At 61.6% G+C, this 12,805-nt stretch carries 10 protein-coding genes; 6 read left to right on the forward strand and 4 right to left on the reverse strand.

Features of this window, described 5'->3' with window-relative positions; all coding sequences use genetic code 11:
* Positions 1-112: 112 nt before the first annotated feature.
* The gene (locus tag AACR93_RS03505; RefSeq protein ID WP_043850008.1) at positions 113-931 is read left to right on the forward strand and encodes a transporter substrate-binding domain-containing protein; all 819 of its coding nucleotides are present in this window, start codon (positions 113-115) and stop codon (positions 929-931) included.
* 58 nt (positions 932-989) lie between these two features.
* Here the strand turns inward: AACR93_RS03505 and tpx are convergent, their stop codons facing one another.
* On the reverse strand, positions 990-1,490 hold the full coding sequence (gene tpx / locus AACR93_RS03510; RefSeq protein WP_043850009.1) for a thiol peroxidase: 501 nt from the start codon (positions 1,488-1,490) through the stop codon (positions 990-992).
* Positions 1,491-1,720: 230 nt separating this feature from the next.
* Between tpx and AACR93_RS03515 the strand changes: the two genes are divergently transcribed.
* Positions 1,721-4,147: a zinc/cadmium/mercury/lead-transporting ATPase gene (locus AACR93_RS03515; protein ID WP_043850010.1), complete on the forward strand. Its 2,427-nt coding sequence runs from the start codon at positions 1,721-1,723 to the stop codon at positions 4,145-4,147.
* A gap of 201 nt (positions 4,148-4,348) precedes the next feature.
* On the opposite strand, the gene pulA is transcribed toward AACR93_RS03515, so the two are convergent.
* Positions 4,349-8,026 (reverse strand): pullulanase-type alpha-1,6-glucosidase, encoded by a 3,678-nt coding sequence (pulA, locus tag AACR93_RS03520; RefSeq protein WP_231556893.1) that lies wholly within the window; start codon positions 8,024-8,026, stop codon positions 4,349-4,351.
* A 266-nt stretch (positions 8,027-8,292) separates the two neighbouring features.
* Between pulA and AACR93_RS03525 the strand changes: the two genes are divergently transcribed.
* Positions 8,293-8,706 carry a hypothetical protein gene (locus AACR93_RS03525; protein WP_043850011.1) on the forward strand — a complete coding sequence of 138 codons (414 nt, stop codon included), beginning with the start codon at positions 8,293-8,295 and terminating at the stop codon, positions 8,704-8,706.
* 54 nt (positions 8,707-8,760) lie between these two features.
* On the opposite strand, the gene dmeF is transcribed toward AACR93_RS03525, so the two are convergent.
* Positions 8,761-9,720: a CDF family Co(II)/Ni(II) efflux transporter DmeF gene (gene dmeF, locus AACR93_RS03530; protein ID WP_043850012.1), complete on the reverse strand. Its 960-nt coding sequence runs from the start codon at positions 9,718-9,720 to the stop codon at positions 8,761-8,763.
* 71 nt (positions 9,721-9,791) lie between these two features.
* Between dmeF and AACR93_RS03535 the strand changes: the two genes are divergently transcribed.
* From AACR93_RS03535 to AACR93_RS03545, 3 genes are all read left to right on the forward strand, one after another.
* Positions 9,792-10,067 carry a metal/formaldehyde-sensitive transcriptional repressor gene (locus tag AACR93_RS03535; RefSeq protein ID WP_043850013.1) on the forward strand — a complete coding sequence of 92 codons (276 nt, stop codon included), beginning with the start codon at positions 9,792-9,794 and terminating at the stop codon, positions 10,065-10,067.
* Positions 10,068-10,235: 168 nt separating this feature from the next.
* Positions 10,236-11,432, forward strand: a complete 1,197-nt coding sequence (locus AACR93_RS03540) for an amino acid aminotransferase (RefSeq protein WP_043850014.1) — start codon at positions 10,236-10,238, stop codon at positions 11,430-11,432.
* Positions 11,433-11,492: 60 nt separating this feature from the next.
* Positions 11,493-12,425, forward strand: a complete 933-nt coding sequence (locus AACR93_RS03545; RefSeq protein ID WP_042030354.1) for a LysR family transcriptional regulator — start codon at positions 11,493-11,495, stop codon at positions 12,423-12,425.
* Positions 12,426-12,441: 16 nt separating this feature from the next.
* Here AACR93_RS03545 and AACR93_RS03550 read toward each other — a convergent pair whose 3' ends face one another.
* A complete protein-coding gene (locus tag AACR93_RS03550) occupies positions 12,442-12,765 on the reverse strand; it encodes a DUF1820 family protein (protein ID WP_033114015.1) in 324 nt (107 codons plus the stop codon).
* Positions 12,766-12,805 lie beyond the last annotated feature (40 nt).

Here is a 12,805-nt window from a genome sequence, read left to right on the forward strand (position 1 = left end):
GAGGCGAAGTCTAGTGAGCAGGGAGAGAGAAGTAAAACCCAATCCGTTATGGCACGGCAGGGAGAGGGGGATGGCTACACTTGTCCTGACCCTATGCAAAGAGTGAGAAGCCATGATCAGACACATCCCCCTCCTGCTGTTGGCTGCAGCCCTGACCGGCAGCGTCACCCTCGGCCTCTCCCGCAGCACGGCGAGTGACACTGCCACCACTCAGGCCAAACCGGCTCGCATCATCAATGCCCACCTTGGCGAGCTACCGGGGCTGATCAATGCCGACAAGACGGGCCCTTTCGTCGATCTGGTGCACGCCATCGACGATCTCTACCCCGATGTGACCATCAAGATCACTATCTATCCCATTGCGCGAGCCATGGTCGGGGTGATCGCCGGCAAAGCCGATCTCGGCCTGCCCGCCATCCGCAATCTCAAGGATGTCGACATGCTGCCCTACCGCTTCAGCACCCGCAGCTTTGGCAAGGTGACCCACGTGATTTACAGCAATACCGCCAATCCGGTCACCACTGACATGGCTTATGGCATAGTTCCCACCAAACGGGATCTGTTGATCGAAGCCGTGCCCGACTATATGCCCTTCCCGGTACAGCGTTCGATGAGTATCGAGCAGTCACTGCGCAAGCTCTCTCGGGGTCGCATCGACGCCTTTGTCTGGGCTCAGGAAGAGGCGGATCTCATGCTGAAAAATCTGAAACTGACCAATATTCACCGTGAGTTCTTTGGTGATTTCGAGGATGTATTCATCATCCAGAAAGGGGGGAACGGGGATGAAATGGACGAATTTTTAAGTCGCGCCATCGAGCAACTCGCCGCCTCCGGCAAGCTGGCCGAGATTTACGAGAAAATCCACCGACCTTATGTTGATTGGCAACCATCCCCGCTTGCCAGGGCTGAATCGGTAACCACCAAGCCCTGAACAGGTTCCCTCCCCATAAAAAAATCCCGCCAAGGCGGGATTTTTTACGCTCTGCCTCTTACAGCACGGCCAGCGCGGCGGCGTAGTTCGGCTCGTCGGCCACTTCGGCCACCAGCTCGCTGTGCAGCACCTTGTTCTCTTCATCCAGCACCACGATGGCACGGGCAGCCAGACCTACCAGCGGGCCGGAGGAGAAGGCCACGCCGTAATCCTGCAGGAAGGCGGCACCACGCAGGGTGGAGAGGGTTACCACCTTGTCCAGACCTTCGGCGCCGCAGAAGCGGGACTGGGCGAACGGCAGGTCGGCGGAGATGCAGAGCACGACTGTGTTATTCAGGGCGCTGGCCTGCTCGTTGAACTTGCGCACCGAGGTGGCGCAGGTCGGGGTATCGACGCTCGGGAAGATGTTCAGGATCTTGCGCTGACCGGCGAAGCTCTCCAGGGTCAGGTCGGAGAGATCCTTGGCCACCAGAGCGAAAGGCTTGGCCTGCTCACCGGCAAGCGGGAAGTGGCCAGCGACGGAAACCGGGTTGCCTTGCAGAGTGACTGAGTTGCTCATGTGTCATGTCCTTTATTGGTGTTGTAAAAATCAGGCCTCCCAGTATAGGCGTGCCCGGGGTACACAAACACCCGCCAACCACAGGGATATAACGGGAAAAATGGCGCCTCCCCGGCCGCACCATCAACGCGATAAAAAGGGGGTTGACCTTGGATATAACACCAAGGTTTACACTCGCCTCAGTTATTCAGGATCCCGCAGGGGCGGGATCCAGCCAAGAGGAACACACCATGAGCAAATCCTGCTGCTCCACCCAGCATGCTGCGACCCCCATCAAGGCTGTCAGCAAGGCCAGCTCCACCGAGCACCAGCATAACAGTCACTGCTGTGACAATGCCGCGCCGGTCAGCTGCTGTGGCGGCACCACCTCTCATGATCATCAGGATCTCGAGAAGTGCGACTCACCGGGAGATGAAGAGCCCCCCCTAGGCGGCGCGCACTCCCGGAGCTGCTGCACAGCGAATTCATCCCATGACCATAACCATGACCATGACCATCATGACCACGATGCGCAGGCTCCTGTCGAGCCGCTGACCGCACCCGCGCAAGGCAACAGTCGCCACAGCTGGCAGGTGTTGGGGATGGATTGCCCCAGCTGCGCTCGCAAGATCGAGACAGCCGTCAGCCGCGTCAACGGTGTCCAGCAGGCACGCGTGTTGTTTGCCACCGAGAAGCTGGTGGTGGATCTGGCCCCCGGCCTCTCCCCTGATCCCGTCACTGCCGCCGTGCTGGCCGCCGGCTTCCAGCTCAAGGGCGAGAGCAGCGGCAAGCAGGAGCCCGGCCGTGAGCGCGGCCCGCTGCAGACCCTGCTCGCCAAATATTGGCAGCCGCTGTCGCTGGCCGGCCTGATGCTGGTGGCGGCCCTGCTGCCGGGGGAAATCGGCCAACCGCTCTTTACCCTGGCCACCCTCTGGGGACTGTGGCCCATCTCCCGCAAGGCGTGGGCGCTGACCAAGAGCGGCTCCCCCTTCGCCATCGAGACCCTGATGACGGTCGCCGCCGTGGGGGCCCTGTTCCTCGGCGAAACCGCCGAAGCGGCCATGGTGTTGCTGCTGTTCATGTTGGGCGAGCATCTGGAGGCCTACGCCGCCGGTCGCGCCCGGGCCGGGGTCACCGCCCTGATGGCGCTGGTGCCTGACAAGGCGTTGCGGATCCGTACCACTGCCGAGGGCGAGGTGCGCGAAGAGGTCGGCGCCGATGAGCTGCGTCCCGGTGACATTATCGAAATCGCTCCGGGTGCGCGCCTCCCGGCCGATGCCCGCCTGCTCGACGCCCTCGGCGCCTTTGACGAGAGCGCCCTGACTGGTGAATCCATTCCGGTGGAGCGCAGCCAGGGTGACAAGGTGCCGGCCGGTAGTCTGGCTGCCGATCGGGTGCTGCGTCTTGAGGTGGTATCGGAACCGGGCAACAACGCCATCGACCGCATCCTGCACCTCATCGAGGAGGCCGAAAGCCAGCGCGCCCCTATCGAGCGCTTTATCGACCGCTTCAGCCGCTGGTATACCCCGGCCATGATGCTGGTTGCCCTGCTGGTGGTGCTGGTGCCGCCCCTTGTCTTCGGCCAGAGCTGGGATGAGTGGGTTTATCGTGGGCTGGCATTGCTGCTGATCGGTTGCCCCTGTGCGTTGGTCATCTCCACCCCGGCAGCGGTTACCTCCGCACTGGCGGCGGCAACCCGGCAGGGGGCCCTGATCAAGGGTGGTGCCGCACTGGAGCGATTGGCCCATATCGATACTGTGGCGTTTGACAAGACCGGCACCCTGACCCTGGGCAAGCCGCAGCTGACCGAGCTGGTGAGCCTCAATGGTCAGAGCAATGGCGAACTGCTGGCGCTGGCTGCCGCCATCGAGCAGGGCTCCCACCACCCGCTGGCCCGTGCTGTGGTGGCCGCTGCCAACGAGCAGGGGCTGGCACAGGTAGAAGCCCGCGATCTGCGTGCCCTGCCGGGCATGGGGGTTGAAGGGCGCATCAACGGCGAGCTGTGGCAACTGCTGGCACCGAGCCGGATAGCTACGCTGAGCAAAGATCAACAGGCCCAGATCGCCATGCTGGAACAACAGGGCAAGACGGTGGTCGTGCTCTGCCAGAGCAGCAGCGAACAGGCTCTGCCGGTAGCCCTGCTGGCCCTGCGGGATCAGATCCGGCCGGAAGCGGCAGAGGCGCTGCAAGAGCTCAACCGACTCGGCCTGCAGAGCATCATGCTGACCGGGGACAACGCCCGCGCCGCCGAGGCCATCGCCGGTGAACTTGGGATGGGCTGGCGCGCCGGCCTGTTGCCGGAGGGCAAAGTCGATGAGATTGCCAAACTCGCCAGCTCGCAGAAAGTCGCGATGATCGGTGATGGCATCAACGATGCCCCGGCCATGAAGCGGGCCAGTATCGGCATCGCCATGGGTGGTGGCACCGACGTGGCACTGGAGACCGCTGATGCGGCGCTGACTCACAACCAGCTCGCCGGTATCGCCGCGATGATCCGCCTCTCCCGCTCGGCGCTGGCCAATATTCACCAGAATATCGCGCTGGCTCTGGGACTGAAGGCCATCTTCCTGGTCACCAGTCTGCTCGGCATCACCGGCCTATGGATTGCGGTGCTGGCCGATACCGGCGCCACCGCGCTGGTCACCGCCAACGCCCTGCGCCTGCTGCGCAAGCGTTAAGCCAGTCGACAGCATCCCAACCAAAAGCCGTCCCCCAACCGGGACGGCTTTTCTTTTTCCTCTCATTGCGCCCCGTAAAAGAAAAAGCGCGCCTGCCGGTCGGCAGTCGCGCTTTGCTTACTCTCTCGGATTATCCCACCCTTGGCGAGGTGGAATTCAACCCGGGGACGCCGAGCCATCCCCCGGGCTCAATGGGTTTACCTAGGGTGTTGCATCCGCCACGCTGACGCTCAGGGTCGGCTTCTCCTTGTCCATGGCGGTAAAGACAAACTTGTAGTTACCCGCCTTGCTCAGGGTCATACCGACGTCACTCCCTCCTTTGCACAGGGTAAGAGGGGCTGAAACGGTCAGCACATCGCTCGGCGCACACTTGCCATAGTTGGCGATGTTCCAGCTGGCATCGGCGATCTTCAGGGTGATCTGACCCAATTGGCTATCGGTGACCGGCATGGTCAACCCGTATATGTAGTTGCCATCAAAGCTCATCTGGTTGACCGCATCCCACTGACCCAGGAAACCACGCACAAAAATGCCCGTGTTGCCAAACGGTGGCAGGGTGCTCAGGTCGGTTTTCTTGCCAAGCGGCAGACCCGCCCCCTGCGCACCGGACTGCGGCTTGACGAACACAGCGGCCGACCAGGCCCCCAGCGTCAGGGTGCCGCCACTGACAGCGGCATCGCGGGCGATGCTGTTGCCAGCGTGGTGAGCGGAGCTCAGTTGCAAGCCGCTCAGGTCGATCGGCTGATCGTTGCCATCACGGAAATCGCCAATGCTCTGGCTCTGGTTGGTGGCGTTGATCATCACCACCAGACCGTCGATGGCCGGATCCAGATCCGCTCCCGCATTAATGCCGTCATCCACCGTCATCACGATGAGGCCGGGCACCTGAGCCGGGCCGGTATTGCGGAAATCGACCCGCTTGATCACCTCGGCCCCGCTGCCAAGACGCAGCAAACGCGATGATTTGCGCAGCTCCGCCAGCTCCTGATAGAAGCCAACCATGGTCTCCATGTCGGTGCCATTTGGCTTGCCATTGAGCGTCAGCACCTTCTCGATCAGCGGATAGTTGTCGCCATCCTTATCCTTGCGCGGCAATCCCTTGTCGAAGTTGTTGTCAGCCAGGGTGTAGTCGACCTTGTTGTACCAGTCGCCCGAGTCGTAGCTGTCCCGTTCCATGGATTTGGATCTCAGCAGCTCGACACCGGCGTGGGTGAAGGGGATACCCTGCCCCAGCATGGCGGTGGCGAGCGATACCCCCTGCATCCGCACCAGATCGGCACTGGCAGGTGCCTTGTAGATCAGGTTGTCGAACAGAGTCTGGTTGTCGTGCTTGTCGACATAGTTCTGCACCTCCCCCGGATCCTTGGCATAACCGGCGCTCTGGCCGTTGTAGTCGATCTCGGAGCCCTTCTTCGGCACCCCGTCCTTGTCGGTCAGGACGAAATCCCTGAGGTTGCCCGCCATGCCAAGACGCACCAGATCCGCCAGATGGAGTGCCTGATCCCTGGTCACCTTGCTCGCTTCATTGGGGTAGACAAAGGCACCGTTGCCAAAGCCCTGGGTCTCGCGAATGGTATCGCCACCGTCGAACGGACTGCCGCCGCGCACCGCATCCCGCAAGCGGTCGGAGAAGGAGCCGATGCCGGTGCCGGCCAGATGCTTCTGGGTCGCCTGCACAAAGCGCTTGTCATCCTGCACCTCGCCGAAGTTCCACCCCTCGCCGTAGAAGTACATATCCGGGTTGACCTTCTTCACCGCGGCCAGCGCCTGCACCATCTGATCTTTCGGGTGGTGGCCCATCAGGTCGAAGCGGAAGGCATCGATCTTGTAGTCCCGCGCCCAGGTGACCAGAGAGTCATCCATCAGCTTGGCGAACATGGCGTGCTCCGGCGCCGTGTTGGAACAACAGGTGGAGTTCTCCACCGAGCCGGTCTCCGGGTTGAGGCGCTGATAGTACCAGGGCACTATTTTGTCGAGCACCGACTTGGTGCCAAGTCCGGATTCGTTGGTGTGGTTGTAGACCACGTCCATCACCACGTTCATGCCGATATTCTGCTTGATGGCCTTGACCATCTCGCGGAACTCAAGGATGCGCTGGGTGCCCTCGGCATTGGTGGCGTAGGAACCTTCCGGCGTCGTGTAGTGGTAGGGGTCATAACCCCAGTTGAAGGAGTCGACGCCGCGCAGATAGCCGGAGAGCTCCTGCACCTGCGGGTTATCCTTGGTGTCGCCCGACTTGAGCGTATCCAGCACCTGGCCGACTGTCTGGCCGCCACCGCAGTAAGTGCCAAACCTGGACGTTTTCACATCCGGATTGACCTGGCAGAGCTTGCTGAAGTCATCGCTGATATTGGCCACCTTGGCCGGATCCTCGTTGACGGTAGCGATATCGAACACCGGCAGCAGATGCAAATGACTGACACCGCTCTTGGCCAGCGCCTGCAGGTGGGCGACCGGCTTGGTGCCATTGTCGGTCAGGCCGAGGAACTTGCCGCGATGCTCCACCGGGGTGGAATCATCGTTGCCGGTGAGATCGCGGACATGGGCTTCATAGATGGTAATATCGGCTGGATTCTGCTGGCTGTGGGGCGCCTTCAGGCTATCCCACCCTTCCGGCTTGAGGGCCGGATCGTTGAGATCCACCACCTGACTGAACTCGGAGTTCATCGCGAGGCTCAGGGAATAGGGGTCGGTCACCTCGTAGTGCTCGACTTTGCGGCTCAGCGGGTGGTACACCTCCATGTCGTAGCGGTAGAACTTACCGATCAGCTCGCTCCCCCCTTCGTAACTCCAGCTGCCGCTGGCGCTGTCAAAGGTCATAGCTACCTCGCCACTCTTCTGGTGGCTGGCGTTGTAGAGAGCCAGTTTGACCGACTTGGCGGTCGGCGCCCAGAGGCGGAAGGTCACCCGATTGCCATCTACCACGGCGCCATAGCTGAGCTTGGTTGCCTCGGTCGCATAGAGAGCATCGAGGGCACCAGCGCTCTGCACCAGGGTTGCTCCCTGCAAAATGCCGTCGGCATCGGTGCCGATAGCCACCAGCTCCCCCTTGAGCAGCGGCTTGAGATCCTTGCCAGCCGGCAGGGCAAAGGCAGCCGCATCCTTGAGGTGCGGATATTTGGCCTGCTGCTCGGCAGTCAGATTGGTCGCGGTCAGGCTGATATAGGGGAAATCGAACACCCCATCAGCATTGGCCTTGATGGATCCCGTGTCGGTGTAATAGAGACGAACATGGGGCTTGTCCTTGCCACCTTGCCAGATCAGGGTGTTGCCATCGATCAGATGAGCGCTGGCCCCCGCCACGCCAAACGCGGCGGTGAAGGCGTCGGCGCGGCTGCCAAACACCTCCTTCTTGCCCGCCACAATGGCCACGGTGCGATCCGGATGATCCTGGAAGATCACCTTCATATCGCTACCGGTCAGGTTGGCCAGATCGCCGTTGCGAGCGATAAAGTTGATGCAACCTTCCAGCTTGCTGAGCGGCACCACCCAGGCCGGGCCAAAGCTGTCAGCCGCTGCCGGGCTCTTGCTCTTGTCGTCCCAACCGCTGTTCAGACCGCTCGCCTCGGTGGCAGAGCAGGCCTCATTGTTCCAGAGATGGAGGCTGTAGCTGGCAAAGGGCCCTTGGGCACTTTTGGCCGCCGCTGTCTGGGTATCGACCAGAGCGATCACCGCCTGATTGTTACCAGCCATCAGCAGCTCTTTGGGGGGATCCATCTTGGGTAAACGGGCAACAGGCCCATCAGTTACTTCAGGCGTAGGCGGTGTAGGGGGGACGGGTTTCACACCGGAGGAGTCTGAGCTGTTGTCATTACAGCCAGACAAAAGCATGAGCAGTGAGGCTGTTGCCAGCGCCACTTTGGTCTTTTTCATATCCATGATTTTTATAATTCCCGCTGTGTAGTTAGTCTCGATAGTCGAGCACCCGGTCATTGCCAGGTGGTGCCATCTTAATCAGCGAAAATCGTTGCAAATGTGAGCAGTCAGGCAGAAAAGCCAAACTTTTTCAACAAGATAACGTTTTCAGATGGAAACTTGGATCCGGCTCACAGACCCCGCGGCAATTTGGCCTCATATCTGACTAACGGTGGTCACCGGGTCGGGAAAAGCAATTTTCGATCACGTGGATAGAGAAGGAGCTGGTGATGAAAAGGATTGAGGAACAGGCGCAACGACTGGATCTGGAGTACCAGGCGATCGGTCAGTTGTTCGACCAGTTTTGCCAGCAAGCTGGCACCCTGGCCGAGCAGTATCACTTCTTCAACTGGCCCGACTATGAGGACTCACCTCCCCTGAGCCGCGCCTTCACTCTGCTGGGAGAGGCCCGCGAGCTGCGGCTGCGCTGCCAGCCCGGTGAGCGCGGCGCCCTCAACGGCCTGCTCCAGGTGGTAGCCGAAGATGGCACCATCGATGCAAGCCTTGGCTTTGGTGCCGACGGACAGCTGCTGCTGGAGTCAGGCAAACTGCTCGATAACCCGCCACAACTGCTACTCAAGCTGCTGCTGGGCGCTGTCTGGCAACACAAGCCGCAGGAGGAGATCACCGGGCAACCACACTGACATCAGAGCGCCAACGGCATTGAAACCGGGGGGCCAAGGCCCCCATGTTTGCTCTTATTCGGTCGCAATCTCGATGGTCACGTGCACCAGTTCTTCATGGATGGCGAGCCGCTCGCGGATCTGATTGGCCGACAGGGGCGCCATCATCAGCAGGGAGAGCACGCAGGCATACTGCTGCTGCCCCACTCGCCAGACGTGGAGATCACGGATCTCGGTCTGTGGCAGTTCGGCAATCACCTCGCGGATTTCCGCCACCAGCGGGGCATCCATCTCGGCATCCAGCAGCACCCGGCCGGAGTCGCGCAGCAGCCCCCAGGCCCATACAGCGACCAGTCCGGCACCCACTATGCCCATCAGCGGATCGAGCCAGTCAGCGCCCCACAGCATGCCACCCACCAGCGCCAGAATCGCCAGCACCGAGGTGGCTGCATCTGCCAGCACGTGGATGTAGGCGGCGCGCAGGTTGAGATCCTGATGGCCGTGGTGATGATCGTGCGAGTGATCGTGGTCGTGATGATCATCATGGTGACCATGCCCATGGCCGTGATGATGGTGGTGACCGTGATCATCCTTGAGCAGCCAGGCACAGGTAAGGTTCACCAGCAGGCCGACGATGGCGATGGCGATAGCCTGCTGGTAGTGGATCGGGCTGGGATCCAGCAGCCGGAATACCGACTCGAACAGCATCATGCCGGCCACCCCCACCAGCAAGAGAGCGCTGGTGAAGCCACCCAGCACCTCGATCTTCCAGGTGCCGAAGCTGAATCTGTGGTCACGGGCAAAGTGGCGGGCGGCGCGGTAGGCCAATACCGAGAGACCGAGCGCCAGCGCGTGGGAACTCATGTGCCAGCCGTCGGCCAACAGCGCCATGGAGTTGTAGAACCAGCCGCCGCCGATCTCCGCCACCATCATGATGACTGTGAGCAGCACGGCCCAGCGGGTCTTCTGTTCGGCCAGCGGATTGCCTTCGTGCACAACGGGTTGGTGGCAGTGGGATGAGGCGAGGGATGACATGAATTTCTCCTGATAACGACAACGCGATATACTATACCCCAGTATAGTTTTATTGATCGAGAGGATCCTGCATGTCACACACCATCCACGACAAGAAGAAGCTGCTGGCACGGGTGCGCCGCATCAAGGGACAGGCCGGTGCGCTGGAGAGCGCGCTGGATCAGGAGAGCGAGTGCGCCGCTATTTTGCAGCAGATCGCCGCCATCCGCGGTGCCGTCAACGGCCTGATGCTGGAGGTGCTTGAGGGGCACATGCGCGAACACCTGGGCGCCGAAGAGGCGACCCACGCCGAGCGGCTGGAGGATCTGGATCAGGTCGTGCGGGTCTTGCGATCCTATCTGAAGTAAGGCCTCAGAATGGGGCTGCTGGCAGCCCCGCATCATCCCGTTTACAGCAGACCAGTGTCGACCCGCCAGCCCTACCCCTTTCCGACTTGAGCCCTCGCCGGCTTTACGCCATGATGAGCGCCGATCATTGATCGCCATACTCTGGATTCCATTTCGCAAGGACCCCCCATGTTTGAACACGTCGATGCCTATGCTGGCGACCCCATCCTGACCCTAGTCGAGACCTTCCACAAAGACACCCGCGAGCAGAAGGTGAATCTGGGGATCGGCCTCTATTACGATGAGCAGGGCCGCATTCCGCTGCTGCCGTCGGTGCAGCAGGCCGAAGCCCAGCGCGCCGCCGCCCCGGCGCCGCGCCCCTACCAGCCGATGGAGGGTGCCGCCAACTACCGCACCGCGGTGCAGCACCTGCTGTTTGGTGCCGACCATGAAGCGATCAAGGCGGGACGTATCGCCACCATCCAGACCATCGGTGGCTCGGGCGCACTGAAGATCGGCGCAGATCTGCTCAAGCGCTACTTCCCGGCCTCCGAGGTGTGGGTCAGCAATCCGACATGGGACAACCACAAGGCGATGTTCGAGGGCGCCGGCATCAAGGTGCACGACTACCCCTACTACGATGCGGCCACCGGCGGCGTGCAGTTCGATGCGATGATCGACTGCCTGAGCAGCCTGCCGGCCAAGAGCATCGTGCTGCTGCACCCCTGCTGCCACAACCCGACCGGGGTGGATCTCTCCCGCGCCCAGTGGGATAGGGTGATTGCGCTGGTGGTCGAGAAGAACCTGATCCCCTTTATGGACATCGCCTATCAGGGCTTCGGTGACGGACTGGAAGAGGATGCCTACGCCATCCGCGCCATGGTGGCCGCCGGGGTCAGCTTCTTCGTCAGCAACTCGTTTTCCAAGAACCTCTCCTTCTACGGTGAGCGCTGTGGCGGCCTGTCGGTCATCTGCCAGGATGCCGAAGAGGCGGGCCGGGTGCTGGGCCAGATGAAGGCCACCGTGCGCCGCAACTACTCCAGCCCTCCCACTCACGGTGGCCAAATCACCGCGGCGGTGATGAGCCAGCCCGAGCTGCACGCCATGTGGGTCGATGAAGTGACCGAGATGCGCACCCGCATCAAGGCGATGCGCCAGAAGCTGTTCGAGGTGTTGAGCGCCAAAGTGCCAGGCCGAGATTTCAGCTACTTCATCAACCAGCGCGGCATGTTCAGCTACACCGGCTTCACCCCGGAGCAGGTAGATCGCCTGCGCGAGGAGTTCGCCGTCTATCTGGTGCGCTCCGGCCGTATGTGCGTGGCGGGCCTCAACAGCCGCAACGTCGACTATGTTGCTGACGCCATGGCGGCGGTGCTCAAGGGCTAATCCGCGCAAGCCCCGCTTTGGCGGGGCTTTTGGTCTGTTTCATTCGCTTGTGGAGTCGTTATGGATCTGATCGCACTCTCGAGATTGGGCGGTCGCCATCTGGTCACCCTGCACTTGCTGCTCGACAACCAGAGTGTCACCCGCACCGCAGAGCGGCTCTGCACCACCCCCTCTACCGTCAGCAAGACCCTCAATCAGCTGCGTGAACAGCTCGGCGACCAGCTGCTCTACCGCCAGGGCAACCAGCTGCTGCTCACCCCCTTTGCCGAACGGCTGGCCCCGACCCTGCACCGACTGCTGAGCGAACTGAGCGGACTGACCCGCCAGAACGCCTTCGACCCCCAACAGTGGCAAGGCACCTTGCGGCTGGGATTGCGCGAGAGCGTGATGAGCTGGCCGGTGGGGCCGATCTTGGGGCAACTGATGAGAGAGGTGCCCGGCATGGTGCCGGAGATCCGCAACAAGGATGAGCAGGGGCTGGAGGCGCTGGCGGCGGGCAAGCTCGACTTCGTCATTCTGCCTCACGATCAGAGCCAGCCACTGCCGCGCCAGCAAGGGCTGGTGTGGGAGACACTCCGGGAGGAGCAGCTGGTCTGCCTGCTGCGTAAGGATCATCCGGCGCTGGCACAGCCATGGGATCTCGATGCTTACCTGAGCTGGCGCCACATCGCCATCCGCGACAGCGAGCTGGCCAATCCCTTCTTCGAGCAGAGCCTGGCCCAGCAGCAGGTACGCCGCCAGATTGGCGCCACCCTGCCCGATTTTGCCAGCGCCGCGGCCCTGCTACCTCACTGCGATCTCATTCTCACCGCCATCGGTGGCTGGGCGACACGCATGGCCAGCCAGCAGGATCTGGCGATCCGGCCGGTCCCGTTCGATTACGGCAAGGTGAGCCACAGTCTGGTCTGGTATGGCCCGGCCGGCGATGGTTCGGCCCGCCACTGGTTCCGCCAGCGGATCCTGCAGCTGGGCCGTGAATTGACGCCGCCCTGAGCTGGGCGCTGTGCCATCAGGGGCGTTTGGTGTAGATGGGACTGGGGAAGTGGGAGACATTATTGCCCAGCTCGGTAATGCGGGCCGCCCCCTGTTTTTGCACCTGATCGATGCGCAGCACCTGATGCATGGGGATCATGGTGTGGCGGACATCGGCAAATTCGTTTTTGAGCTTCTCGTGGCTGGGGTCGACGATAAGCGCCGTGTGGTTGTCCCACACAAAATCGGCGATCTCGATAAAGCCGAACAGCTGACCCTGATTCACCTCGCGCACATACACTTCGTAGCGCTCGCTGTGGCAAATAAACTGAACCCGATATAACGCCTTGCTTTCACTCATGATTCTTTGTCATTGCGGGGAAGAGGATGGCCGATATTCT

The organism is Aeromonas sp. L_1B5_3, from assembly GCF_963866575.1.
GTDB classification, from domain to species: Bacteria; Pseudomonadota; Gammaproteobacteria; order Enterobacterales; family Aeromonadaceae; genus Aeromonas; species Aeromonas jandaei.

Coding starts and splice junctions, on each gene's coding strand:
- AACR93_RS03505 (WP_043850008.1), top strand. CDS start 113: ATGATCAGACACATCCCCCTCCTGCTGTTGGCTGCAGCCCTGACCGGC.
- tpx (WP_043850009.1), bottom strand. CDS start 1,490: ATGAGCAACTCAGTCACTCTGCAAGGCAACCCGGTTTCCGTCGCTGGC.
- AACR93_RS03515 (WP_043850010.1), top strand. CDS start 1,721: ATGAGCAAATCCTGCTGCTCCACCCAGCATGCTGCGACCCCCATCAAG.
- pulA (WP_231556893.1), bottom strand. CDS start 8,026: ATGGATATGAAAAAGACCAAAGTGGCGCTGGCAACAGCCTCACTGCTC.
- AACR93_RS03525 (WP_043850011.1), top strand. CDS start 8,293: ATGAAAAGGATTGAGGAACAGGCGCAACGACTGGATCTGGAGTACCAG.
- dmeF (WP_043850012.1), bottom strand. CDS start 9,720: ATGTCATCCCTCGCCTCATCCCACTGCCACCAACCCGTTGTGCACGAA.
- AACR93_RS03535 (WP_043850013.1), top strand. CDS start 9,792: ATGTCACACACCATCCACGACAAGAAGAAGCTGCTGGCACGGGTGCGC.
- AACR93_RS03540 (WP_043850014.1), top strand. CDS start 10,236: ATGTTTGAACACGTCGATGCCTATGCTGGCGACCCCATCCTGACCCTA.
- AACR93_RS03545 (WP_042030354.1), top strand. CDS start 11,493: ATGGATCTGATCGCACTCTCGAGATTGGGCGGTCGCCATCTGGTCACC.
- AACR93_RS03550 (WP_033114015.1), bottom strand. CDS start 12,765: ATGAGTGAAAGCAAGGCGTTATATCGGGTTCAGTTTATTTGCCACAGC.